Genomic DNA, 25,501 nt, shown 5'->3' with positions numbered 1-25,501 from the left:
CTCACGTCCATCCTGCTCCCTCGCGGCGGCCGTGCGGGAGGGCAAAGGGCCCCGATCGAAGGGTCCTTGGTCCTTAAAGGCCATGTGAGCGGTCGGAATCCTCCGAGGGGTCCGACCATGCGTGCGGATAGAATCGCCCGACTGCACAGGGGATCGAAACAGGGGATCGAAGGGGAGGCAGGAGCTGTGGCGCAAGCGAGGAAGATAGCTCTCTACGTGGTATTCGTCTTCGTGGCGTACACGATCATCACGTCCCCGGAGCGGGCGGCGGACCTCGTCCAGGTAGGGTTCGAGGGCGTTTCGAGTGCCGCACAGGGCGTCGGCGACTTCATGTCCGAGCTCGTGAAGTAGGAGTACACCGTGATCCGCCATCTGGTCCTGTTCAAGCTGAACGACGGCGTCGAGCGGGACGACCCGCGGGTCGTGGCCGGGGCGAAGGCCTTCCAGGAGCTGGAGGGGCAGATCCCCGAGCTCGCGTTCTGGGAGTGCGCCTGGAACATCACCGACCGGCCGATCGCGTACGACTTCGCCATCAACTCCGCGGTCGCCGACCAGAACGCCCTGAAGCGGTACATCGAGCACCCCGCCCACCAGGCCGCCGCCGGGCAGTGGCGCGAGTTCGCCACCTGGGTGATCGCCGACTACCCCTTCTGATCCGGCCGGTCCGGCTTCCGTTACGGTCCGGACCGCCTCCGAGCCCCTCACCATCACGGTGAGGGGCTTTTTTTGGTGTTTAAACCAAGTTGACCCCAACACGACGCTATACGGTGCTTGCACACAGTGGGCATGTCTTGTGATGCTATGACCGCTTTTGACGGATGAGTTGACCGAAGTTGACCGCAAAGGGGTGGCCTCATCGTGCCGGCCAGTACAGCGCCTCAAGTGCCTCCCCAGTCCGTCCAGCCGAGCCAGGTGATCCAGCCGAGCCAGGTGATCGAGCCGGGCCAGGCAATCCGGACCGAGACTCCCGACAGTACGACGACGCCCGCCAGGACCCGGGGCGCGGACACCAGGGCGCTCACCCAGGTGCTCTTCGGACAGCTCAAGAACCTGGAGCCGGGGACCCCGGAGCACGGCCGGGTGCGGGCGGCCCTCATCGAGGCGAACCTCCCCCTCGTGCGGTACGCCGCGGCACGGTTCCGCAGCCGCAACGAGCCGATGGAGGACGTCGTCCAGGTCGGCACGATCGGCCTGATCAACGCCATCGACCGGTTCGACCCCGAACGCGGCGTCCAGTTCCCGACGTTCGCGATGCCGACCGTCGTCGGGGAGATCAAGCGGTACTTCCGGGACAACGTACGGACCGTCCACGTCCCCCGGCGGCTTCACGAGCTGTGGGTCCAGGTCACCGGCGCCACCGAGGACCTGACGACCGCTCACGGCCGCTCACCCACCACCGCGGAGATCGCCGAGCGGCTGAAGATCTCCGAGGACGAGGTGCTCGCCTGCATCGAGGCCGGACGCTCCTACCACGCGACCTCGCTGGAGGCCGCCCAGGAGGGCGACGGACTGCCCGGACTGCTGGACCGGCTCGGCTACGAGGACCCGGCGCTCGCCGGGGTCGAGCACCGCGACCTGGTCCGGCATCTGCTCGTACAGCTGCCCGAGCGCGAGCAGCGCATCCTTCTGCTGCGCTACTACAGCAATCTCACGCAGTCCCAGATCAGTGCGGAACTGGGAGTCTCCCAGATGCATGTGTCAAGACTGTTGGCCCGTAGCTTCGCCCGACTTCGATCCGCAAACAGGATCGAGGCCTAACCGGATCGGGTAGAGCGCTCGAAGTCCGGTTCGCGCGACCCAAATGCCTCGCACCCCCTGTTAACTGCGCAGACGCCACAAAGACTTGTCGACATGTCACTACAGCGTGTTGCCGACATGTGACATTCTGCGGGAACCGCGTTTGCCGTGGCCTCGCCTCCGGTATTCAGGTGGAGGCTGCGTTCCTCCGATGGTCGCGGCTCCACGCGACCGTCCGCGACCTCAAGGGGGTGGCATGTCCGCAGAACAGGGCAGCTCGAAGGTGCTCACGCTCACGAAGAGCGAACCCGCACCCGTTGTGCTCACCAGCTCGTCGGAAGCCATCGACACCCGCACTCTGTCCCGCTCCCTGTTCCTGCGGCTCGCCGCGCTGGGGCCAGCACCAGGCCCCGAAGGAACGGACAGCCCGGAGCGTGCCTACGTACGGGACACACTCATCGAGCTCAACCTCCCGCTGGTGCGGTACGCCGCGGCGCGGTTCCGCAGCCGGAACGAGCCGATGGAGGACATCGTCCAGGTCGGCACGATCGGCCTGATCAAGGCGATCGACCGGTTCGACTGCGAACGGGGGGTGGAATTCCCGACGTTCGCGATGCCGACCGTCGTCGGGGAGATCAAGCGGTTCTTCCGCGACACCTCGTGGTCGGTGCGCGTCCCGCGCCGGCTCCAGGAGCTGCGGCTCGCGCTGACCAAGACCAGCGACGAGCTCGCGCAGAAGCTCGACCGCTCGCCGACCGTGCCCGAGCTGGCCAAGGCGCTCGGCGTCTCCGAGGAGGACGTGGTCGACGGGCTGGCCGTCGGCAACGCGTACACCGCCTCCTCGCTGGACTCGCCCTCGCCCGAGGACGACGGCGGCGAGGGCTCCCTCGCGGACCGGCTCGGTTACGAGGACTCGGCGCTGGAAGGCGTCGAGTACCGCGAATCGCTCAAGCCGCTGCTGGCCAAGCTCCCGCCGCGCGAGCGCCAGATCATCATGCTGCGGTTCTTCGCCAACATGACCCAGTCGCAGATCGGCGAGGAGGTCGGCATCTCGCAGATGCACGTCTCGCGCCTGCTGACCCGTACGCTCGCCCAGCTCAGGGAAGGGCTCATCGCCGACTGACCGCCGTGGACTCCCGTACTGGAGCACGAGGGTTCCAATTTGACGGACCGTCAGCCACACTGGCGCGATGCGACGTCAGATGCTCGGCTCGAACGGCCGCCGGGGCACCGTGATCGCCGCCTCGGCGGCCGTGCTGTGCCTGGGCGGCGTGCTGGCCGCCTGCGGCGGCGGTACGGCGGACGAGGGCTATGTGGCGCTCGGCGCGGCGGGAACGGATCCCGGAAGAGACCCGACGGGGGCGGTGGCGCCGTCGGGGAAGGTGACGCTGGTCCCGCTGGACCGGGGCGGCAAGGGCCGCGACCCCGGCAGGGGTGGTGACGGCGGTGGCGGTGAGGATGCCGGGGGACGTTCCGGCGGCCGCGAGCCTTCGCCGGGGACCTCCGACCGTGCCGACGGCTCCGGAGATGCGGGCGCCGCGAGCGGCGGAACCCCCGGGCCGTCCGGTACGCCCGGCGCGTCAGGCCCCGGCAGCGGAAGCGGCGATACGGGTGGCACAGGCGGGACCGGAGGGGGCTCCACTACGCCCGCGACTCCTTCGGCACCCGGATCCACCGCACCCGCCGGGCCCGCCGTGCTGGCAGTGGGCACCCCGGTACGGGCGGCGGCGGACGAGCGCTGGTGCGAGAAGGTGACCGTGGAGTTCCGGAACACCGGAGGATCGCCGGCGCGCTCGGGAAGCGTCACCTTCGCCACGCATGTCATCGGCGCGCTGGGGGTCGACTGGGCGACCATCGAGTCGACCGGGCCGCTGCCCGCGCCGATCGACGCGGGAGCGGCGCGGACGGAGACGTACACCGTCTGCGTGGACGCCTGGCGGGTGCCCCTGGGCATGCATGTCGAGACCCGGGACGTCACCGCCGTATTGAAGTGACGGGTGGATGGGGGCAGTGTGCGGTGACCGAGCGCCGGTCAGCTGAGCGCGAGCCAGGCGACCGCCGCGAGGGCGACGACCACCACGACGACGACGGCGATCACCCCGACGCGCGGTCCGGACGAGGCGGCGGCCGGCTGCTGCCGGCGCTGCGGCTCGCCCTCGTCGACGAAGGCGCGGAACATCTGGGTGCTGCCGGCCGGGTCGTGGTTGCCCTCGGGGCCCTGCGGGGCGTGGGGGTTGTTTGCCATGGGCCAGGACCCTAGCGAACTCGGCGTGGCGGCCCAACCCCCGGGTCGGCAAAGGGCCGAGGCCAGGGCCATGGAACCGCCGAGGAAGTGGCCGGGGGCCACTGAGGAAGTGGCCGGTGCGCCGCAGCGGAGCGGGGCTCGCCCAGCGGGCCGGCGGGGGTGTGCCGGGGCGGATTCAGGTACGTACACAGGTCAGTTGTGGGATCCGGCGCAGGCAGCAAGCGGCAACTCGCCTTTTCTGTGCGGCACTTGCGGTACGTTCCGTTCCCCGCGCGCACCGCGTCGCGTGCACACGGCGTGCTCGCCCCCTTGCACAGCCGCCCTCACCTCGGAGCGGAGCCCCGTCCGCCCCAGCTGTGGCACGACACACATCCCTCACCTCCCGCACCCCTCACGCTGGGCCTTTGACCCGGGACGTACGCAGCCTTTTGCTTTCCTTTACTTCTGCAAGCCCCTTTTCGTTTGCCTGCAGCAACCAACGGCTTCTATGGTTGCCCTAAGCAACAAGATGAACCGATGAGATGTCTGGGGGGTCCCGTGGCCGCACGGAGTCAGTACGAAGAACTGGCCCGGCAGCTCAGCGCCGTCGGTGCCGTCAAACGGGGTCTCGCCCGCATCCTGCCCGCCGAATGTCCTGGCGGATCCGCCGCCGTGCTGTCCCTTCTCAGGCAGCACGGCGAGATGCGGATCAGCCGGCTGGCCGAGCTGCTGGACGTCGACATGTCGGTGACCAGCCGTCATGTCGCCCATGTGGCGGAGCGTGGCTGGATCGAACGGTCCTCGGACCCGGCGGACAAGCGGTCCCGCATCCTGCGGCTGACCCCCGCCGGACACGACCTGCTCAGCGAGCTGAACCGGCGGACCACCGAGATGTTCGCCCACAGCCTCTCCGACTGGTCCGACGACGAGGTCGGACAGCTCAACACGCTGTTGGCCCGGCTGCGCGACAGTTTCGCCTGTCGTGGGCCCAGCGGGTGCGGCCCCGGAAAGCACAGCGGCGACTGCCGTTCCCGGCCTGCCGACAGCGACAACGACGCGCACACCCGTACACCCGTGTAACAGAAGCAAAGACAAGGACTTAAATGGCTACGACCACACCAACCGGTGTGCGGGGCGGCCACGCCAAGCACGGGGGATCGTCCGATCCCTCGTCCGGCGCGCCGATGACACACCGGCAGATCATGGAAGCACTGGCCGGGCTCATGCTCGGCATGTTCGTCGCGATCCTGTCGTCAACGGTCGTCTCGAACGCGCTGCCCGAGATCATCTCCGACCTCGGCGGCGGCCAGAGCGCCTACACCTGGGTCGTCACGGCCTCGCTGCTGGCGATGACCGCCACCACCCCCCTGTGGGGCAAGCTCTCCGACCTGTTCAGCAAGAAGCTGCTGGTCCAGATAGCCCTCGTCATCTACGTCGCGGGCTCGGTCGTCGCCGGTATGTCGACCAGCAGCGGCATGCTGATCGCCTGCCGTGTCATCCAGGGCATCGGCGTCGGCGGTCTCTCCGCCCTGGCGCAGATCGTCATGGCGGCGATGATCGCCCCGCGTGAGCGCGGTCGCTACAGCGGATACATCGGTGCGGTGTTCGCCGTCGCCACCGTCGGTGGTCCGCTGCTCGGTGGTGTCATCACCGACACCAGCTGGATGGGCTGGCGCTGGTGCTTCTACGTCGGTGTGCCGTTCGCCGTCATCGCGCTGATCGTGCTCCAGAAGACGCTGAAGCTCCCGGTCGTGAAGCGTCAGGTCAAGGTCGACTGGTGGGGCGCGTTCTTCATCAGCGCCGCCGTGTCGCTGCTGCTCGTCTGGGTGACCTTCGCGGGCGACAAGTACGACTGGCTGTCCTGGCAGACCGCCGCGATGGTCATCGGTTCCGTCGTGCTCGCCGGGCTCTTCATCGCCGTCGAGTCCAAGGCCAGCGAGCCGATCATCCCGCTGCGCCTCTTCCGTAACCGCACCATCATGCTGGCCTCGCTGGCCTCGCTGTTCGTCGGTATCGCGATGTTCGCGGGCACCGTCTTCTTCAGCCAGTACTTCCAGCTGGCGCGCGGCAAGTCGCCGACGATGTCGGGCGTCATGACGATCCCGATGATCGCGGGTCTGTTCATCTCCTCGACGGTCTCCGGCCAGGTCATCACCAGGACCGGCCGCTGGAAGGCCTGGCTGGTCAGCGGTGGCTTCCTGGTCACCGCCGGACTCGGGCTGCTCGGCACCATCCGGTACGACACGGAGTACTGGCACATCGCGGTCTACATGGCCGTCATGGGTCTCGGCATCGGCATGATGATGCAGAACCTGGTGCTCGCCACGCAGAACCAGGTCGCTCCGTCCGACCTCGGCTCGGCCAGCTCCGTCGTCACCTTCTTCCGTTCCCTCGGCGGTGCGATCGGCGTCTCGGCGCTGGGCGCCGTCATGGCGAACCGCGTCACCCACTACGTCAAGGACGGCCTCGCGGAGCTCGGTCCCAAGGGCGCGGCCATGGGTCAAGGCGGCACCGGCGGCGGGGGCATCCCCGACCTGGACAAGCTGCCCGCGCCGTTCCGCACGGTCGTGGAGAGCGCCTACGGGCACGGTGTCGGCGATGTCTTCCTGTACGCCGCTCCGGCCGCGCTGGTCGCCTTCGTGATCACGATCTTCATCAAGGAGGTCGCCCTGAAGAGCAACGCTTCGAGCGAGACCCCGACCACGGCCGAGACCCCCGTCGCCGACGCGGTCGAGGCTCCGGCCACCGCCGTGGCGCCGGTCTCCCAGGCACCGGCCGCGGTCACCCCGGTCGACACCCTGGAAGCCCCGGTCGCCACCCTGCAGGGCACGGCCGTGCACGGTGTGGTCCGCGGCGCCGAGGGCGCGCCCGTCGCACGGGCCGCCGTCACGCTGATCTCGCTGGCCGGCCGGCAGCTGGGGCGCTCCGTCGCCCAGGCCGACGGCAGCTACGGTCTGGACGCGCCGGGCTCCGGCTCCTACGTCCTGATCGCGTCCGCCGACGGCTTCCAGCCGCAGGCGTCCACGGTGGTCGTCGGTGACGAGCCGCTCGCGTACGACATCCTGCTCTCCGGTACGAGCGGACTGGCAGGCTCCGTGCGGGCCGCGGAGACCGCCGCACCCGTGGAGGGCGCCATGGTCATCGTGACCGATGTGCGCGGCGATGTGCTGGCCACCGGCAAGTCCGGTGAGACGGGCGAGTTCACCTTCGGTGAGCTGGTCCCCGGTTCGGTGACCGTCGCGGTGAACGCCGCCGGGTTCCGTCCGCTGGCGCTGCCGGTGGAGATCGGCGGCCAGGGCGTCACCCGGGTCGAGGCCGCGCTGCAGTCCGGTGCGCTGGTCCAGGGCGTCGTGCGGGCCGGTTCGGCCCGGCGGCCGCTGCCGGACGCCCGGGTCACACTGGTCGACGCGGCGGGCAATGTGGTCGCCACGTCGACGACCGGGGAGGACGGGGCGTACGCCTTCACCGACCTGGACTCGGGCGAGTACTCGGTCATCGCGACCGGCTACCCGCCGGTGGCGAGCGCGCTGACCGTGGCCGGTCGCGGGGCCGACGGCCACGACATCGAGCTCGCCCACCCCGGCGAGTAACCACAGACCCCTGGCGGGTCGGCGTTTCGAGCGGAGACGCTGTACCGGCCGGTGGAAATGGGCCCCGGTGGCGGGGACGGCAGGCAGGGGACGGCCTGCCGTCCCCGCCCCGGGGCCCGACTCATTGAGTCATGGAGCAAGGAGAGAAAACGGGATGGGACTTCGCGCACAGGTACGGACGCGGGACGGCTGGGCGGTCCAGCACGCGGTCGTGACGGTCACCGACATGACCGGCGCGCAGGTGCTGCGGGCCAATGCCGACGAGGACGGGGCGGTGCGGACCGACGGTCCCCTGCAGGCCGGCGCGTACACGGTGATCGTCACGGCGGTCGGGTACGCCCCCGCCGCCTCCACCGCCCTCGTCACGGCGAGCGGGCGGGTCGAGGCCGGCACGGTGGTGCTGGCCCGCCAGGGCGGGGTGGAGCTGCCGCCGCCGGGTGCCTGGTCGCTGGACCCGGCGCACTCCTCGGTGGCCGCGGTCGCGCAGCACCTGGGGATCTCCAGCGTGCACGGCCGGTTCACCGAGTTCGGCGGCCGGATCGAGATCGCGGAGGACATCCAGCGGTCCCGGGTCGACGCCGTCATCAGTGCGGCCAGCATCGACACGGGCAACGGCATGCGCGACAAGCACCTGCGTTCGCCCGACTTCCTGGACTCGGGCCGGTTCCCGGAGATCACGTACCGCTCGAACGGACTGACCCCGGCGGGGCCCGACCGCTGGCTGGTCCACGGCGAGCTGTCGCTGCACGGTGTCGTGCGCCCGGTCGACCTGAACCTGAGCTACCTCGGGACGGGCCCGGACCCGTGGGGCGGGGTGCGTGCGGCGTTCAGCGCAACGGCGGAACTGCGCCGCGAGGACTTCGCCATGAACTACAACCAGGTGGTGCAGGCGGGCATCTCGGCGATCGGTACGACGCTGCGGGTGGAGCTCGACATCCAGGCCGTGCAGGGTGAGTCCCTGCCGTCGTAGTCTGCGGACATGGCACCCAATATCGCGACGAACACGGCCGTGGAACTCGACGAGTTGCTGGCCTTCGTACGGCCCCGGCACCGGGCGATCCTGCTGACCACCCGGTCCGACGGCCGCCCCCAGGGCTCCCCGCTGACCTGCGGCGTCGACGACGCGGGCCGGATCGTCGTCTCGACCTACCCCGAGCGGGCCAAGACCCGCAACGCGAAGCGGGACGCGCGGGTCAGCGTGATCGTCCTGTCGGACGAGTGGAACGGGCCCTGGGTCCAGATCGACGGTTCGGCCGAGGTGATCGACTCGCCGGACTCGGTCGAGCCGCTCGTCGAGTACTTCCGGAACATCTCGGGCGAGCACCCGGACTGGGACGAGTACCGGGCGGCGATGGTGAAGCAGGGGAAGTCGATCATCCGGATCACTCCGGAGCGGTGGGGGCCGGTGGCCACCGGCGGCTTCCCGGCCCATCTGGCGTCCGGCGGCTGACCACGCGGGCAGGAGAAGGGGGCGGGCGGGATCTCAGCGGTCCCGCATCGCCCCTCAGCGGTCCCGCATCGCCTCGATGCCCGCGATCAGCAGGTCCAGGGCGAAGGTGAAGTCCCGGTCGCGCATCTCCTCGACCGTGTCGCCGCCGCGGGCGTCCATCAGGTCCTGCGAGGTCTCCACGATCTCCCTGAGCTGCGGCTGGGCGCGGATCGTGACCATCGCCTGCTGGTAGTACTCCTCCTGGCTGATTCCCGCCGCCGCGCTGCGCTGGGCGAAGTGGCCCTCGATCGTGCCGAATCCGTACACGAACTGGAAGACCGCGGAGAGCGCGCCGGTCTGGCGTTCCAGCGGCAGGCCGGTCGCCCGGATCACGTCCTGGACGGCGTACGACATCAGCATCGCGTGCGGGCCGATGTTGAGGAAGTGCCCGGCGAGCGTCGACACCCAGACGTGCCGGACCAGCAGCTCCCGGTACTCGGTGGCCAGCCCGCGCAGCCGGTCGTGCCAGTGCGCGTCCTCCCGAGGGGGCGTGAACTCGCTGTAGGCCGAGTCGAGGGCCAGCTCCAGCAGGTCGTCCTTGGTGTCCACGTACCAGTACAGGGACATCGCGGTGACGTCGAGCTCGGCGGCGAGCCTGCGCATGGAGAACTTGGCGAGTCCCTCGGCGTCCAGCAGCCGGACCGAGGTCGCGGTGATCCTGTCCCGGTCCAGACCCGCCGCCTGGTCCGGTTTGCGGGTGCGCGACGGTGTCCGCTGATCCAGCCACACGCTGGTCCTGGCGGGGTTCTTCACACGGTCGGCCGCGGACACCATGGCGCACTCTCCTCGTCTTGCCGGCGGGGCGGACCGGCCACGTACGCGTGGATCACGCACAGAACGGATTCGTACGGTCCGGTGCGCCCCGTCCCCGATGCTATGCCGCCGCCGCAGTCCCGGTGGAGTCCGCCCGGGCGGACTCCGTCCGCTCCGCGCGGCGCAGCAGCACGGCGGCGAGCAGGCCGCCGACCAGCACCGCGACCGCTCCGAAGAGCTGGCTGGTCTCCAGCCCGGAGGCGAAGGCGTCCGTGATCCGCACCCGCTCGCCGGCGTCGGTGGCCGAGGCGAGTGCGGCGGGCAGCGACGCGGCCCCGACGGCGGCCGGAACCAGCGCCGCGAACCGCGCGTTGAGCACCGCGCCGAGGACGGCGACCCCCAGGCCGTTGCCGAACTCGGCGAGCGTGCCGTTGACCCCGGCACCCACGCCCGCCTTCTCCGGCGGAATGGCGCTCATGATCGCGTTGGCCATGGCGGGCATGGCGAGTGCGATGCCCACGCCCATCACGACCAGGCCGAGCAGCATGCCGCCGTAGCCGGCGCCGCCGAGCAGCGCGATCGCGGCGAGACCCGCGGCCAGCAGGCTCATCCCGGCCGCGATGGTGACCGGCGTGCCCAGCTTGGGCACCAGCCTGGCGCCCACTCCGGTGAGGTTGAGCGCGATGACGCTCAGCGCCAGCGGAGCCGTGCGCAGACCGGCCTCCAGCGGCTCGTAGCCGAGGACGAACTGGAGCTGCTGGGTGAGCAGGAAGAGCGAGCCGCCCATCCCGAAGGCGACCAGGATCGCGCCCGCGACCGCCCCGACGAACTTCTGGTTCCGGAAGAAGTGCATGTCCAGCATCGGGTACGGGATGTGCAGCTCCCACAGCACGAATCCGGTGAGGACGGCGACCCCGACGAAGGCGGTCAGCAGCACCTGGCCCGACGCCCAGCCGTGCTCCGGGCCGGAGATGATCGCGTACACGGCGGATGCCATACCGATGGTGGAGAGCAGTGCGCCGAGCAGGTCGGGGCGTTCGCTGCCGGCGGTCTTGGACTCCGGGACGAGCCGGGCCACGGCGACCAGTCCGATGACCGCGACCGGGATGTTGATCAGGAAGATCGCGCCCCACCAGAAGTGGTCGAGCATCACTCCGCCGATCAGCGGTCCGGCGGCGAACCCGAGTGAGCTGACGGTCGACCAGATGCCGATCGCCGCCGATGCCCATGCCCGCGCGGGCGGCGATCAGCTGTGCGGATGTCTGGGCCAGTCCGGCCGCCAGCGAGCCGACGCCGAACAGGGCGAGCCCGGCGATCAGCATCTTCTTGCGGCCGTAGCGGTCCGCGGAGCTGCCGGCCGTGAGCAGCAGGCCCGACTGGACCAGCGAATAGGCGCTGATCATCCACTGCACTTCGGCGGTGGAGGCGTCCAGCTCCCGGGTGAGGGAGGGGATCGCCACGTTGAGAACGGTGTTGTCGAGCAGCACGGTGAGCTGGGCGAGGCAGATGACGCCGAGGATCAGCCAGCGTTGTGGGTGGCTCGGCGGCGAGAGGTGGTTCTGCTCGGCGGCGGTCGCCGTCATTACGGACTCCTGATCCCTTATACGGTGTACGAGTAGCGGCGTTGTACACCGTATAGCTGACCTGTACGGCGTACAACGCATTTCCGCGCGGTACCGTGCTCGCCGCTGATCCGACAAGGGCTGGAGTGGTATGTCACTGCGTCGTCGTACGGTGGAAGTGCTCGTCGCGGCAGGGTTGTCGGTGACCGCCCTCGCACCTCCCGCAGCGGCCGCCGGGGAGGGAGGGGAGGGACACGGGCGCGCGGTGCCGCTGCGCGTGGCCACGTACAACATCCATGCGGGCGCGGGCACGGACAACGTCTTCGATCTCGACCGGCAGGCCGCCGAACTCCGCTCGCTGGACGCCGATGTGATCGGACTCCAGGAGGTCGATGTCCACTGGGGCACCCGCAGCGAATGGCGCGACCTGGCGGGCGAGCTGGCCGAACGGCTGGACATGCAGGTCTCGTTCGCCCCGGTCTACAGCCTCGACCCGCAGACCCCCGGTGCGCCGCGACGCGAGTTCGGAGTCGCGGTGCTGTCCAGGTACCGCATCGTGAGCGCCGAGAACCACGAGATCACCCGGCTCTCCACCCAGGTCCCGAACCCGGTGCCGGCCCCGGCGCCCGGCTTCGGCGAGGTGGTCGTGCGGGTGAAGGGGCTGCCCGTGCACGTCTATGTGACGCATCTGGACTACCGCGCCGACCCGTCCGTACGCAGCGCCCAGGTCGCCGACACCCGCCGGATCATGGCCGAGGACCAGGAGCCGGGGACGGGCCGTCGGCCGGTGCGGCAGATCCTGCTCGGCGACCTCAACGCGGCGCCGGCCGCTCCCGAGCTCGCCCCGCTGTGGACGGAGCTCACCGATGTCGAGCCCGGTGGGCCGACGTACCCGGCGCAGGATCCGGTGCAGCGGATCGACTACGTGGCGGTGTCGAAGGATTCCGTGCGGATACGCGACGCGGCGGTGGCCGAGACTCTCGCCTCGGACCACCGCCCGGTTGTCGCCGATCTGCTGCTGCGGCGCTGAGCCTCAGCTGCTCTTCTTCGGCTGGGTCAGGTCGTAGAAGGTGGCGCTGCCCACCGTGACCTCCTTGTAGTTCTCCTCCACCCACGAGGAGATCTGCGAGGAGGTGCCGCTGTTGCCGCCGCCCCCGCCCATTCCGCCCGCGATGAAGTAGTGGATCCTGCCGTCCTCGACGTACTCCTTGAACTGGGCGAGCGTCGGGGACGGGTCGCTGCCGTTGAAGCCGCCGATCGCCATCACCGGGTCGCCGGTGGCGAGTTGGTAGCTCGCGGCGTTCTGGGATCCGATGGCGGCGGCGGCCCAGGTGTAGTCCTCGGCGTTCTTCTCCAGGAGCTTCTTGGCCTCGGCGCCTACGGACGCGCCGTTGAGCAGACCGCCCACGCCGCCTCCTCCGAAGCCTTCACCCATGCCGGGCATGGCACCGGGCTGCTGCCCGTTCTGCGACGTGCCGGGCCGGCCCTGCGTCTGGCCGCCCTGTGCCTGGCCCTGGCCCTGTGTCTGGCCGGGCGGGGTGCCGGTCGGGGGCTGACCCATGCCGCCGCCCTGCTGATTGCCCTGCTGGTTGCCCTGCCCCGGGGAACGCATCCCGTCGCCGGGACCACCGCGTCCGCCACCGCCCATACCGCCGCCACCGCCCATGCCGCCGGAGGACGGGCCGGCCGTGACGATCGAGCCCTGGTGTCCGGTGTTCAGCGTGCTCACGGTGTACGCGGTCGGCCCGGCCAGCGACGCGGCGAAACCCAGACCCACGGCGACGAGCGCCAGTCGACGCCCCAACCAGGACGCGAGCAGCAGACCCACCGCGCCGACGATCCCGGCGACGAGCACGGCCATGCGCAGCCACGGCAGGTAGTCCGGGGTCCGCCCCAGCAGCACGTACGACCAGTACGCCGTCACGGCGACCGTGACGCCGAGCGTGGCACCCGCCCACCAGCGGGACCGCTCCTCCCACAGGACCGTGGCGCCCATGCCGATCAGCGCCGCGAGGTACGGGGCGAGGGCGACCGTGTAGTACTGGTGGAAGATGCCGGCCATGAAGCTGAAGACGACCGCCGTCATCAGCAGCGAGCCGCCCCAGGCGAGGAACGCCGCACGGGCCGTGTCGGTGCGCTTCGCCCGCCAGGTCAGCCAGATACCCGCGCCCAGCAGGATCAGCGCGGCGGGCAGCAGCCAGGAGATCTGGCCGCCGATCTCGGAGTTGAACATCCGGCCGATGCCGGTCTCGCCCCACTGGCCGCCGGACCCGCCGCCCGGACCGCCCCCGCCGCCGACGCTGCCGGTCTCGTCGCCGTTGATCCGGCCGAGGCCGTTGTAGCCGAAGGTCAGTTCAAGGAAGGAGTTGTTCTGCGAGCCGCCGATGTACGGACGCGACGAGGCGGGCCACAGTTCGACGATCGCGACCCACCAGCCGCCCGCGACGGCCATCACGAGGGCCGAGAGCCCGAGTTGGCCGAGCCGCTTGCGTACGGAGACCGGCGCGAACACCGCGTACAGCACGGCCAGGGGCGGCAGGATCAGGAACGCCTGCAGGGTCTTCGTCAGGAACGCGAACCCGACCGCGACGCCCGCCCACACCAGCCACTTGGTGCGGCCGTGCTCCATCGCGCGCAGCACGCAGTAGACGGTGACGGTCATCAGCAGCGCCAGCAGCGCGTCCGGGTTGTTGAAGCGGAACATCAGCGCGGCCACCGGCGTGAGCGCGAACACCGCCAGCGCGGTCAGCCCGGCCACGGCGTTGAAACGGCGGCGTACGCCCGCGTACAGCACCGCGGCCGTGGCCACCGCCATCAGCACCTGCGGGACCAGGATCGCCCAGGAGTTGAGGCCGAGGACCCGCACCGACAGGGCCATCGGCCAGAGGGCGGCCGGGGGCTTGTCGACGGTGATGGCGTTGGCCGCGTCCAGCGAGCCGAAGAAGAGGGCCTTCCAGCTCCGGCTGCCCGCCTGGGCGGCGGCGGAGTAGAAGGAGTTGGCGTAGCCGGAAGCGCTGAGGTTCCACAGGTACGCGCCCGCGATGACCAGCAGCAGCGCGAGGAAGGCCGGCCTCGCCCAGCGCGGGTCCTCGGGCCTGCCCCGCCAGACACGGTGCGCCAGGGACCTGTTCGGGCGTCCGTGGGCCGGTGCGGCGGGCGGTGAGGGCGCCGGCGGACCCGGCGGGGCCGGGAGGTGGTCGGGATGCAGCGTGGTCATCGGACGTTCCCCAGTTCGTGGTGAGTGTCATCGCCGTGCCCGGCCGGGCGGCCCTCCGCGGCGGCCCGCTCCGGGAAGACCCAGGCACGGAAGAGCAGGAACCGCAGCACCGTCGCCGCGAGGTTGGCCGCGATCAGTACGGCGAGTTCCGTGGAGTGCGACGGAGATCCGGACGCCGCTCCCAGCGCCGCCAGTGAGCCGCTGGTCAGCGCCAGGCCGATGGCGAAGACGACGAGGCCCTGTGCCTGATGGCGTACGGCTCCGCCCCTGCCCCGTACGCCGAAGGTGAGCCTCCGGTTGGCTGCCGTATTGGCGACGGCCGACACCAGCAGCGCGCCGCCGTTGGCGACCTGCGGGCCGACACCCAGCCGGAACAGCGAGTACAGGGCGAGGTAGACGAGCGTGGAGAGCGCGCCGACGACGCAGAACCCGACGAGCTGCCGGGCCAGGCCGCCGGGCACCCCGCTCAGCGCACGGTCACGCGGATCGTCCCCGAAGGGCCGGGCCAGCCGGTCCAGCGGCAGCGCGCCGACCGCCAGCGCCCGCCCCACCCGCCACACGCCTTTCAGGTCCTCGGTCGCCGTCCGCACGATGTGGACGGTGGAGTCGGGATCGTCGACCCAGTCGACCGGCACCTCGTGGATGCGCAGCCCGGCACGTTCGGCGAGCACCAGCAACTCGGTGTCGAAGAACCACCCCGAGTCCTCCACCATCGGCAGCAGCCGCTCCGCGACATCGCGCCGGATGGCCTTGAACCCGCACTGCGCATCGCTGAACCGGGCGGCCAGCGACGAACGGAGGATGAGGTTGTAGGCGCGCGAGATGAACTCCCGCTTCGATCCCCGCACCACCCGCGAGCTACGGGCCAGCCGGGAGCCGATGGCCAGATCGGAGTGGCCCGAGATCAGCGGGGCGACCAGCGGCAGCAGCGCGTTGAGGTCGGTGGACAGGTCGACGTCCATGTAGGCCAGGACCGGGGAGTCCGAATGCGACCAGACGGTGCGCAGCGCCCTCCCCCGGCCCTTCTCCTCCAGCCGGTACGACCGCACCCGGGGCAGCGCCGCCGCGAGCCGGGCCGCCGCCTGCGGTGTGCGGTCGGTGCTGGCGTTGTCGGCGACGGTGATCCGGAAGGTGTACGGGAAGGTGCGCGCCAGATGGTCGTGCAGGCGCAGCACACAGGGTTCGAGGTCCTTCTCCTCGTTGTAGACGGGTACCACCACATCGAGAACGGGTGCACCCGCCGTATCGACCGCTCCGGCGAGGAGGTGGTCCCGGGCCGGCAGGGTGCTCCAAGGAGTGTCGGTTCGCATGTGGCCGACGCTCGCCAACCCCGCTGTCACGGCGATGTGCTGAGCCTGTCCCCCTGCTGTGAGTGCGGAGCGACCGGGGAAAGCGCCGGCAGATGGACGGCGAACACCGTGCGTCCCGGCACCGAGTTCACCTCGACGCGGCCGCCGTGCGCGGCGACGACGGCCTGCACGATGGCGAGCCCGAGCCCGGTGGAGCCCGCGCTGCGGGAGCGCGAGGCGTCACCGCGCGCGAACCGTTCGAAGACATGCGGCAGCAGCTCGGGCGGAATGCCGGGCCCGTCGTCCGCGATTTCCAGTGTCACCCACGGCCGCCCGGCCGCGGACCGCACCCGGACGGTGACGGTCGTGCCCGGCGGGGTGTGGGTACGGGCGTTCGCCAGCAGATTGACCAGCACCTGGTGGAGCCGGGTCGGATCGCCGTGCACGGTCGCGGGCTCGTCCGGCAGTTCCAGGCGCCAGTGGTGGCCGCGCTCCCCGGCGGCGCGGGCATCGCTCACCGCGTCGACGACGACCGGGGAGAGATCGGTGCTCTCCAGGCTGAGCGGACGTCCGGCGTCCAGCCGGGCGAGCAGCAGCAGATCCTCCACCATGCCCGTCATCCGTTCCGCCTCGGACTCGATCCGCCCCAGGGCGTGCCGGGTGTCGGGGCCGGTCTCCTCGCGGCCGCGCCGGGTCAGTTCGGCGTAGCCGCGGATCGAGGCCAGCGGGGTGCGCAGCTCGTGGCTGGCGTCCGCGACGAACTGCCGTACCCGCGTCTCGCTCTCCTGCCGCGCCTCCAGCGCCGAACCGACGTGGCCCAGCATCCGGTTGAGCGCCGCGCCCACCTGGCCGACCTCGGTCCGCGGATCGGCCTGGGCCTGCGGGACCCGCTCCAGGAGGGCCACCTCGCCGCTGTGCAGGGGGAGTTCGGAGACCCTGGTCGCGGTCGCGGCGACCCGGCGCAGCGGCCGCAGCGCGACGCCGACCATGGCCGCACCCGCGATCCCGGCCGCGATCAGACCGGCGGCGGTGACGCAGACCTCGACGAGGATCAGGGTGGTCAGCGCGGAGCCCACCTCGGTGGCGGGGATGCCGACGAGGACCGTCGTCCCGTGCGGATCCACGACGGCCTCCACCCGGCTGGAGCCGAGTCCGGACAGATCGATGGTGCGCGGGTCGTCCCCGGCGGAGAGGTCCGCCGCCTCCAGCGCCCTGCTCTGGGCGCCGGTCATCGGCTGCCCGCTCTCCTCGGACCAGGGCTCCGGGGTGGTGGTGCTCTCCACGACCACGCGCGACGCGGTGACCGAACCGTCCGCCACCACGGCCCCGAAGGCGCCGACGGGCAGCCCGCGCGCGTCGACGAAGGCCAGCGGGTCATCGCTCCGCGGCGCACCGTCGGGCATCGGCCCATCACCACCGCCGGGCGGTTTCGCGGCCCGCATCGAGATGGTGCGCAGCTGGTCGTCGAGCTTGCCGTACATGTAGCTGTGGAAGGCGATGGTGGTGACCGATCCGATGACCGCGGCGACGACGGCGATCAGCGTCACCGCCGAGACCACCAGCCGGGTCCTCAGCGTCCACGGTCCCCGCCACCGGTGCGGGCGCCTACTCACCGGGCTTGATGAGATAACCCGCCCCGCGCCGGGTGTGGATCATCGGTGACCGTCCGGCGTCGATCTTCTTGCGCAGGTACGAGATGTACAGCTCGACGACGTTCGCCTGACCGCCGAAGTCGTAGTTCCACACCCGGTCGAGAATCTGTGCCTTGCTCAGCACCCGCCGCGGATTGCGCATCAGGAAGCGCAGCAGCTCGAACTCGGTCGCGGTGAGATGGATGGACGTCCCGGCCCGGCTGACCTCGTGGCTGTCCTCGTCGAGCATCAGATCGCCGACGACGAGCGTCGACTCGCTGCGCACGGCCGCCGTGCCGGACCGCCGGATCAGCCCGCGCAGCCGCGCCACGACCTCCTCCAGGCTGAACGGCTTGGTCACGTAGTCGTCGCCGCCCGCCGTGAGACCGGCGATCCGGTCCTCCACCGCGTCGCGCGCGGTCAGGAACAGGACGGGCACCTCGGAGAGCTCCCGCCGCAGTCTGCCGAGCACCGCGAACCCGTCCGTGTCGGGCAGCATCACATCGAGGATCACCACGTCGGGCCGGAAGTCGCGCGCCATCCGGACGGCCCCGGCACCGTCCCCGGCGCTGCGCACCTCCCAGCCCTCGTAACGCAGGGCCATGGAGAGCAGCTCGGCGAGCGGAGCCTCGTCGTCCACCACCAGCACACGGACGGGGGTACGGTCCGCCCTCAGCAGTTCGGTACGCCCCTGGGGCGAGGTCGTCGTCGTCATGCCCCAACCCTGTGAGGCTCCCCTGAAAGGGTCCTTACCCGATTCTGTGAATTCCCTGAGAAAGCAGAACCCCTCGGCTCCCCGTCAGCCCAGGCCGAACAACGCGCTCGCGTTCCCGTGGCAGACCGCCCGCAGCCAGTCGTCCCCCAGCTCCAGCCGTTCCAGCGCGTGCAGTTGATGGGCGTACGGGTACGGGATGTTCGGGAAGTCCGTGCCCAGCAGGATCCGGTCCCCGAGCGCCGCGAGCCGCCCCCGCTCGGCCGGCGGGAACGGAGTGAAGTCCTCCGTGAAGTCCGTGAACGCCATCGTCGTGTCGAGGCGCACCCGCGGGTACGCCTCCGCGAGCGCCAGGAACTCCGCGTACTCCGGCATCCCCATGTGCGCCACGATCAGCGGCAGCCGCGGATGCCGGGCGAGCAGCCGGCCGACCGGCTCGGGGCCCGTGTACTTGCCGGGCGCCGGCCCCGAACCGCAGTGCATCACCACCGGGATCCCGGCCTCCGCGAGCAGCCCCCAGACCGGCTCCAGGAGCGGGTCGTTGGCGTCGTACGCGCCGACCTGGAGGTGCGACTTGAAGACCCGCGCCCCCGCCTCGACGGCCTCGCGCACGTACCGCTCCACGCCCTCCTCCGGGAAGAAGGTCGCGGTGTGCAGACAGTCCGGCACCCGGCGGGCGAAGTCGGCCGCCCAGCCGTTCAGCCAGGCGGCCATCCCGGCCTTGTGCGGGTAGAGCATCGAGGTGAACCGGAGCACGCCGAACGAACGCAGCAGCGCGAGCCTTTCGTCCTCGTCGTGGCGGTACTCGATGGGCCACTCCATCCCGGTCAGCGGCCCCGCCGAGTCGAAGTACGCCCAGACCTTGCTGAGCACCCGCTCCGGCATGAAGTGCGTATGGACATCGATGATCCCGGGCAGCCCCAGCCGTTCCCAGAACCGCACGACGTCGTCGGCGTCACCACTCATCCCGCACCCCTCTCACCGTCCTCACCGTCCGGACGGTTCCGACGATCTCAGAACAGCCCGCCCTGCACGCCACCGCCCCCGATGTCGGCCACCGGCACCCCCACCCCGGCCCGCGGGTCCGCCGCCGCCAGCTCCCACCCGGTCATCAGCCGGGTGTCCAGCACCACGACCCCGTCCGCCGTCGCCAGATGCAGATCGGGCCCGGCCGCCGCCACCAGCCGCCCCGCGACCACGCCCCCGGCCACCAACTCGGTGACGGCCCACGCCACCTCGACCGCGCCGTCGAGCCCGAACACCCCGGCGTGGTCGACCGCCTCGAACGGCAGCCGCTCCAGCGACTCCGGCCATCCGGCCCCCTCCAGCGCCACGGCCCGCCCGTAGAGCTCCGCCACCTCGGCACCGCGCTCCACCGCCCCCGGCAGCGCCCCGCGCACGGCCCGCTTCCTCGCGTACGGAATCCGGTCCGGCACCCCGAGCGCCGACCGCAGCAGCTCCTCGGTCCGCCGGCACGCCATCAACGGCCCCCGCCCCAGCCAGCTGAACACCACGGCCCCCTGCTCGCGCAGCCGCGCCGCCTGCCGCTCCTCGGCGGTGATCCCGACCTTCACCATCCCCGGCCCGAACCAGGCCAGATACACGCGGTACGTCCTGGGGTCATCGGCGATCGTGTCGGCGGCCACCGAATGCGCCCGGTCCAGCCGCGCACACTCCGGACACCGCGCCCCGGTGCTCCGCCCCGACACCACGGCCCCCGACGGACACGCGTTCCCGCGCGCCCCGACGCAGCGCCGCTCCCCCTCGGCCCGGAACCCGAACTCCGTCCCGTACGCCGGCGCACTCACCCGTACGGCCCCGCCCCGCCGCCAGCCCAGTACGGGCGGCCCCTGCGCGTCCGGCCACCGCAGCCCGGTGCACTGCCACCCCATGAACGAACCCCCGGATTCCGATGCAGACGGAGGGAACAGCAAGAGGCCCCCGGGATTTCTCCTGGGGGCCTCTTGCTTGCTGTGCACTCGGCAGGATTCGAACCTGCAACCTTCTGATCCGTAGTCAGATGCTCTATCCGTTAAGCTACGAGTGCTTGTGCTTCCCGGTTTTTTTCTCCCCGGTCGGCGTTGCGAGAACAACATTACATGACCTGCGCCGTGACGCGAAATCCTTTAGCCACACCACCCCTGACCTGCGAAAACACCTTGTACGGCGATGTCGTGCGAGTGCTGCCGGATCCGTTCGGGACAACGCGGCCGGATCGTTCGGGTCCGGATACGACCGAAGCCCCGTGCCAGTGGCACGGGGCTTCGGTCGTGAAGCGGAGGCGGAGGGATTTGAACCCTCGATGGGCTTTAAGACCCAAACCGCATTAGCAGTGCGGCGCCATAGACCGGACTAGGCGACGCCTCCAGCACACCCCGCGCAAGCGCGAGTGGTGCGTGCAGATGATGACACAGCTGAGCGGTGCGTCACCAATCGATGCCTACGGTACTAGGCAGTCGGCCGCGAGGGCAAAGAGCCTGCGGTTGCGCAACGCCGTGGCGTGCGGAGCGTTAGTGATGAGGGAGGCGTCTTCCTCCCGTCCATCCGTCCGTTCCACCGGCACCACCGCCGCAGTGCACGAGTACAGGAGCCCGCATGTTGCGCCGCCTCGCCCTGACCGCCGTCGCGTCCCTCGCCGCGCTGTCCGCCGCCGCGCCGGCCGCGACCGCGGCCACCGGCCCCCTTCCGCTGCCGTTGCCGCTGCCGCTGCCCGTGCTGCAGGACGACGCCCATACCCATCTGACGTTCACGGTCTCGGGCTCGGAGAAATCCGCGGCCGAGGGCGCCTTCGAGTTGGAGTGCGGCCCGGCGGGCGGCAGTCACCCGGCGGCGCAGGAGGCCTGCGGCCGGCTGGACGAGCTGACGGGCAAGGGCACGGACCCGTTCGCCCCGGTACCCAAGGACGCGGTGTGCACCATGCAGTTCGGGGGTCCGGCCACCGCCCGGGTCACCGGGACCTGGCAGGGGCGGAACATCGACACGACCTTCAGCCAGAACAACGGCTGCGAGATCTCCCGCTGGAACAATCTGCGGCCGGTACTCCCCGAGGTCGGATGACCGGACCGGTCCGGTGACGGGGGCGTCCGGCCGGACCGGGCGCCCCTCGTGAGCAGGGGTTCGCGTCCCGCTCCGGGCACATCGACGGCACATGACGGGGCGGAGTCGTACACCGTATGCACAGAACCTTGGTGAGAGCTCCCCCTCATCCGCAGCCCCTCGCCCCTCCGCTGCCTTTAGACTCCTCCAGTGACAGCCTGCGGCCCGAGGGGCAAGATGGGGCCCGCTGTCGGCAAGGTGCGGTAACCAGGGAGGAAGCGTCGTCGTGAGCAGCAGGCCATCCCGAGGCGCTGCTCGCCTCGCAGCCATACTCGATGCACTCCCCGACGGGCTGCTGCTCGTCAACTGCAACGGCACCGTCGTCAACGCCAACACCATCGCGCTGGAGATGTTCGAGACGCCGGGCACCGCGCTCGTCGGGCGCGGGCTCCTGGACCTGTTGCCGGAGTTCGACTCCAAGCTGATCCCGGGGTCGATGCGCCTTCCCGAGTCCGCCGACGACCGCGGCCGTACGAAGCCGACCCGGATGACCGCACGGCGGACCGACGGCACCGAGTACCCGGTCGAGGTCACCAGCGCCAGCCTGGAGGACGGGCAGGCCGCGTACAACGACTTCCAGAGCACCTACAGCGGCAGCTACACGGGCGACGAGCTGCTGATGCTCGTCGTACGGGATCTGTCGGGCACCGTGGACACCGAGGCCGAACTGGCCCGTTCGCAGCGGCAGACCGAGATGATCCTGCGGGCGGCGGCCGAGGGCGTCGTCGGTACGGACACCGACGGCCGGGTCGTCCTGGTCAACCCCGCCGCCGCGCAGATCCTCGGCTTCCGCGCCAGTGACCTGGGCGGCCAGGAGCTGCATCCGCTGATCCTGCACTCGCGGGCGGAGGGCGAGCCGTTCCCGTACGAGGAGTCGCCGCTCGCCGACACCCTCAGGTCCGGGCGCAAGCACCGGGTGCGCGGCCAGGTCCTGTGGTCCAAGAGCGGCGCGCAGGTGCCGGTCGATCTGACCACCGCACCGGTCCGGGACGGCGACCAGCTGGTCGGCGCCGTCATGACGTTCACCGACCGCAGGCCGTACGAGGAGCTCGGCGCACAGCACCGGGCCGAGGTCGCCGAACTGACCGGCAGCCACACCGCGGAGGTCGCCGAACTGACGGAACGGCACAGCACGGAGCTGGCCGACCGGACCGAGCGGTACGCGGCCGAGCTGGAGGCGCAGGCCGACCGGCTGGCGGCGCTGACCGACCGGCACACCCAGCTCACCGCCGTGCTCGGCGAATCGCTGCGCGGCCCGCTGGAGGAGCTGCGCGGCGAACTCTCGACGCTCGCCGCCGACCCGGCGGGACAGCTGTGGCCCGAGGCGAACCAGATCCTGCACCACCTGGCCGCGGGCTACGCCCGGATGACCACGCTCGTCGACAACGTGCTCGGCTACCAGCGCCTGGACGCCGGCTCCGAGAAGCTCGCCAAGACGAACGTGCTGCTCGACTCGGTCGTGACGGCCGGTATCGACGCGGCCGTCGAGCTGATCGGTCCCGGGCGCGCCCAGTTCGCCGTGCACGCGCCGCCGATCGAGGCCGAGGTGGACGCGGCCCGGCTGGTGACCGCGCTCGCCCATCTGGTCGCGGATGTCGCCGGGGTCGACTCGACCGGCAAGGCCCGGGTGGTGCCCGGCGGCGGGTACGTCGACTCGACGGTCGTCGTCGCGGCGGCGCAGCGAGGCGAGGTCGTACGGATCGAGGTGCGCGGGCCGTTCGCCGGGGGAGACCCGGTGCACGAGCCGATCGTGCGCGGGATCGTGCGGGCGCACGGCGGCGTGCTCCAGACACACGAGGTGCCGGGGATGAGCGGCAGCGCATATGTGCTGGAGGTGCCGTTGGGCGCGGGTTCGGGCACGGTGACGGCGCCCGCGCCGGAGCCGGAGGCCGGTGCGCAGCCCGGTGCCGGGCACGGGTCGATGGCCGGTCAGGGGGGACCGGAGACCGGGCAGCAGCCGGGCGGCGGGCGGCGCCGGGCGCGCCGGGCGTCCACGGATGCGTTCCTGGAGAGCCCGGTGGGTGGTTCCGGGGCGGGCGCCGGGTCCGACAGTGACACGGCGGCGGCCGAGCCGACGGGGCGGCGGCGGGCGCGTCGTGAGCCCGTGGCGCAGGACGGACGCGCGTTGCCGGGGGCGCAGGACACCGAGGGCGCGGGGAGCGCGCACGGCCCGCAGGAGACCGTTCCGGGCCGGCAGGGCGAGGGTTCGGGGCGCAGGCGTGGGCGGCCGAGTCCGGCCGAGTCCGGTGCTCAGCACTCGTTTCCGGATCGGCTGACCCGGCTGCCCGAGCAGCAGGCGTTGGCGCTGCCCGCGGCCCCGGTGCCGTCCGAGGGGGCCGTGGTGACGGCGGCCGAGGGCGCGCAGGGCGGTGGCGGTCGGCCGCAGCTCGGCCAGACCGTGCCGCCGCAGGGCGTTCCGGCCGAGGGGCAGATGCCGGTTCCGGTGCCCGCGGGCGGACAGCGCGCGCGTCAGGGCGCCGAGAACCAGCTGGCCCTGCCGGCGTCGGCTTCGGCGTCGGACTCGGTCTCCGCTTCGGCTGCTGAGTCCGCAGGGGCAGCGCCCGCACCGTCCCAGGCGGCCCAGCCGACCGGGCGGCGGGCCCGGCGGGCGCTGGCGGCTGCCCAGGAGCGGACCGCCCAGGCCGAGCCCGCGGGGTCCCGTACCGCGTTCGCCCTCCCGCCGGCGGAGGCCGACCGGTCCCCGGCCACGGCGGCCGACGCGGACGCCTCGCTGCCAGGACGCCATGACGCCGTACGCATCGCCCCGGGCGACGACCACACCCCGCCGCAGGCGCACCCCGTGCCCACCGGCCGTCGCCGGGCCCGCCACCCCGAGGGCCCCCAGCAGCCCGGCCGGCCCGAGGAGCAGCCCCGGCCCGAGCAGGCCGACGACCTGCCCGGCGAGAGTGCGGAGCGGCCCGCTACCGGACAGACCACGCACGCCACGGGCACCACGGCCGTCACGGCTGCCGCAGCCTCCACGGAGGGCGCGGAGGACCACTCGCTGAACATCGCCCCCGTGGCGGACGCGCGCAGGCAGCCGCTGCCCGCGGAGGCCCCGATGCCCGGCGGCTCGTCGGACTCGACGCAGGGGCGCGCGTTCAGCGTGCGGACGCTCGGGCAGGGCGTGCCCTTCGCCCAGCACATCGCACACCAGCAGAACCAGACGCTCGGCGGTGCCGGACGGCGCCGCAAGCTCGCCGCGCCGCCGGAGGGCGAGCGCACCCCGCAGGCCGCCCCGTCCGCGCCGTCCCCGGCCGCGTCCGCCCCCGCTGGGGGAACGCCGACCGGCCCGGCCGGGCCCGCGCAGGGCCCGGGTGCGGGGCAGTTGCTCTCCGCCCCGGAGGCCGAGGGGCGTTCGTACGCGATAGGGGCCCCCGACGAGGGCGCCGAGGGTCCGGAGCCGTTGGACGGCCCGGGGGGCGCGGTCGAGGTCGCCAACCGTCCGTCGCCGCAGCCGGTCGACGACGAGCTGCCCCCGGAGCCGCTGGACAACCCGCGCCGACTGCTCGTCTGGCCCGCGCCCGATGTCTCCACCCAGCAGGCGCTGAGCGACCGCGGCTACCGGCCGGTGATCGTGCACTCGCGCGAGGAGGTCGACGCCCAGATCGCGGCGTTCCCCGCCGCGCTCTTCGTCGATCCGCTGACCGGTCCCATCACCCGCAAGGCCCTGCAGTCGCTGCGTCAGGCGGCGGTGGCGGCCGAGGTCCCGGTGCTGGTGACGGCCGGCCTGGGGCAGGCCTCGCGGGAGGCGGCGTACGGCGCCGACCCCGCCGTGCTCCTCAAGGCGCTCGCCCCGCGCGACAGCGAACAGCATCCGCCCCGGGTGCTGTTGATCGAGGAGCACGAGGAGATCGCGCTGGCGCTGACGGAGACCCTGGAACGCCGCGGCATGCAGGTGGCGCGGGCCTCCACCGACAGCGAGGCGGTGTCGCTCGCCACCCGGATGCGGCCCAATCTGGTGGTGATGGACCTGATGCAGGTGCGCCGCCGCCGGGCGGGCATCGTCGACTGGCTGCGCGCGAACGGTCAGTTGGACCGGACCCCGCTGGTCGTCTACACCTCCGCCGCCGACATGCACGGGTCGGAGCTGCCGAAGCTCAGCTCGGGCGAGACCGTGCTCTTCCTGGCCGAGCGGTCCACGAGCGAAGAGGTCCAGTCGCGCATCGTCGATCTGCTCGCGAAGATCGGCACGAACTGA

The 25,501-nt window shown here is 71.6% G+C and carries 20 protein-coding genes, 2 tRNA genes and 1 pseudogene; 12 read left to right on the top strand and 11 right to left on the bottom strand.

From position 1 onward, the window contains the following. Positions 1–117: 117 nt before the first annotated feature. The 5 genes from OG978_RS21160 (at position 118) to OG978_RS21140 (ending at position 3,731) form a co-directional block, all read left to right on the top strand. Positions 118–351, top strand: a complete 234-nt coding sequence (locus tag OG978_RS21160) for a hypothetical protein (protein WP_326770322.1) — start codon at positions 118–120, stop codon at positions 349–351. Between the two features lie 9 nt (positions 352–360). Then, complete coding sequence (locus OG978_RS21155) at positions 361–654, top strand: Dabb family protein (RefSeq protein ID WP_326766735.1); 294 nt, start codon at positions 361–363, stop codon at positions 652–654. A gap of 204 nt (positions 655–858) precedes the next feature. Then, complete coding sequence (locus tag OG978_RS21150; RefSeq protein ID WP_326766734.1) at positions 859–1,758, top strand: RNA polymerase sigma factor SigF; 900 nt, start codon at positions 859–861, stop codon at positions 1,756–1,758. A 235-nt stretch (positions 1,759–1,993) separates the two neighbouring features. Beyond that, on the top strand, positions 1,994–2,860 hold the full coding sequence (locus tag OG978_RS21145) for an RNA polymerase sigma factor SigF (protein ID WP_326766733.1): 867 nt from the start codon (positions 1,994–1,996) through the stop codon (positions 2,858–2,860). Between the two features lie 67 nt (positions 2,861–2,927). Then, entirely contained in the window at positions 2,928–3,731 is an 804-nt protein-coding gene (locus OG978_RS21140; protein ID WP_326766732.1) for a hypothetical protein, read from the top strand. A gap of 38 nt (positions 3,732–3,769) precedes the next feature. Here OG978_RS21140 and OG978_RS21135 read toward each other — a convergent pair whose 3' ends face one another. Then, a complete protein-coding gene (locus OG978_RS21135) occupies positions 3,770–3,982 on the bottom strand; it encodes a hypothetical protein (RefSeq protein WP_326766731.1) in 213 nt (70 codons plus the stop codon). 537 nt (positions 3,983–4,519) lie between these two features. On the opposite strand from OG978_RS21135, the gene OG978_RS21130 reads away from it, so the two are divergent. The 4 genes from OG978_RS21130 (at position 4,520) to OG978_RS21115 (ending at position 9,001) form a co-directional block, all read left to right on the top strand. Continuing rightward, positions 4,520–5,041 carry a MarR family winged helix-turn-helix transcriptional regulator gene (locus tag OG978_RS21130; RefSeq protein ID WP_326766730.1) on the top strand — a complete coding sequence of 174 codons (522 nt, stop codon included), beginning with the start codon at positions 4,520–4,522 and terminating at the stop codon, positions 5,039–5,041. Positions 5,042–5,064: 23 nt separating this feature from the next. Continuing rightward, positions 5,065–7,551 (top strand): MFS transporter, encoded by a 2,487-nt coding sequence (locus OG978_RS21125; RefSeq protein WP_326766729.1) that lies wholly within the window; start codon positions 5,065–5,067, stop codon positions 7,549–7,551. A gap of 154 nt (positions 7,552–7,705) precedes the next feature. Beyond that, complete coding sequence (locus OG978_RS21120) at positions 7,706–8,521, top strand: YceI family protein (protein WP_326766728.1); 816 nt, start codon at positions 7,706–7,708, stop codon at positions 8,519–8,521. 9 nt (positions 8,522–8,530) lie between these two features. Continuing rightward, a complete protein-coding gene (locus OG978_RS21115; protein WP_326766727.1) occupies positions 8,531–9,001 on the top strand; it encodes a PPOX class F420-dependent oxidoreductase in 471 nt (156 codons plus the stop codon). Between the two features lie 54 nt (positions 9,002–9,055). Here OG978_RS21115 and OG978_RS21110 read toward each other — a convergent pair whose 3' ends face one another. Further along, positions 9,056–9,814 carry a TetR/AcrR family transcriptional regulator gene (locus OG978_RS21110; RefSeq protein WP_326766726.1) on the bottom strand — a complete coding sequence of 253 codons (759 nt, stop codon included), beginning with the start codon at positions 9,812–9,814 and terminating at the stop codon, positions 9,056–9,058. A 100-nt stretch (positions 9,815–9,914) separates the two neighbouring features. Then, positions 9,915–11,376, bottom strand: a pseudogene (locus OG978_RS21105) (MFS transporter). 130 nt (positions 11,377–11,506) lie between these two features. On the opposite strand from OG978_RS21105, the gene OG978_RS21100 reads away from it, so the two are divergent. Next, complete coding sequence (locus OG978_RS21100; protein WP_326766725.1) at positions 11,507–12,385, top strand: endonuclease/exonuclease/phosphatase family protein; 879 nt, start codon at positions 11,507–11,509, stop codon at positions 12,383–12,385. Between the two features lie 3 nt (positions 12,386–12,388). Here the strand turns inward: OG978_RS21100 and OG978_RS21095 are convergent, their stop codons facing one another. From OG978_RS21095 to OG978_RS21060, 8 genes are all read right to left on the bottom strand, one after another. Next, the gene (locus OG978_RS21095; protein ID WP_326766724.1) at positions 12,389–14,572 is read right to left on the bottom strand and encodes an ArnT family glycosyltransferase; all 2,184 of its coding nucleotides are present in this window, start codon (positions 14,570–14,572) and stop codon (positions 12,389–12,391) included. Continuing rightward, positions 14,569–15,882: a bifunctional glycosyltransferase family 2/GtrA family protein gene (locus OG978_RS21090; RefSeq protein WP_326766723.1), complete on the bottom strand. Its 1,314-nt coding sequence runs from the start codon at positions 15,880–15,882 to the stop codon at positions 14,569–14,571. The genes OG978_RS21095 and OG978_RS21090 overlap by 4 nt, the downstream gene beginning before the upstream one ends. Before the next feature lie 26 nt (positions 15,883–15,908). Next, entirely contained in the window at positions 15,909–17,474 is a 1,566-nt protein-coding gene (locus OG978_RS21085) for a sensor histidine kinase (protein ID WP_326766722.1), read from the bottom strand. Then, the gene (locus tag OG978_RS21080) at positions 17,467–18,207 is read right to left on the bottom strand and encodes a response regulator transcription factor (protein WP_326766721.1); all 741 of its coding nucleotides are present in this window, start codon (positions 18,205–18,207) and stop codon (positions 17,467–17,469) included. Before OG978_RS21080 ends, OG978_RS21085 begins: the two co-directional genes overlap by 8 nt. A gap of 84 nt (positions 18,208–18,291) precedes the next feature. After that, positions 18,292–19,170, bottom strand: a complete 879-nt coding sequence (locus OG978_RS21075) for an amidohydrolase family protein (protein WP_326766720.1) — start codon at positions 19,168–19,170, stop codon at positions 18,292–18,294. 47 nt (positions 19,171–19,217) lie between these two features. Next, positions 19,218–20,096 carry a DUF2797 domain-containing protein gene (locus OG978_RS21070; protein WP_326766719.1) on the bottom strand — a complete coding sequence of 293 codons (879 nt, stop codon included), beginning with the start codon at positions 20,094–20,096 and terminating at the stop codon, positions 19,218–19,220. Positions 20,097–20,178: 82 nt separating this feature from the next. Further along, a tRNA-Arg gene (locus OG978_RS21065) sits at positions 20,179–20,251 on the bottom strand. A gap of 229 nt (positions 20,252–20,480) precedes the next feature. After that, positions 20,481–20,571, bottom strand: a tRNA-Ser gene (locus OG978_RS21060). Positions 20,572–20,799: 228 nt separating this feature from the next. Between OG978_RS21060 and OG978_RS21055 the strand changes: the two genes are divergently transcribed. Together OG978_RS21055 and OG978_RS21050 are read left to right on the top strand one after the other, a co-directional pair. Continuing rightward, positions 20,800–21,261, top strand: a complete 462-nt coding sequence (locus OG978_RS21055; protein WP_326766718.1) for an SSI family serine proteinase inhibitor — start codon at positions 20,800–20,802, stop codon at positions 21,259–21,261. 265 nt (positions 21,262–21,526) lie between these two features. Beyond that, complete coding sequence (locus OG978_RS21050) at positions 21,527–25,501, top strand: PAS domain-containing protein (protein WP_326766717.1); 3,975 nt, start codon at positions 21,527–21,529, stop codon at positions 25,499–25,501.

This window comes from Streptomyces sp. NBC_01591 (assembly GCF_035918155.1).
Lineage (GTDB): Bacteria > Actinomycetota > Actinomycetes > Streptomycetales > Streptomycetaceae > Streptomyces.
This window is presented reverse-complemented; position numbering and strand designations above follow the sequence as displayed.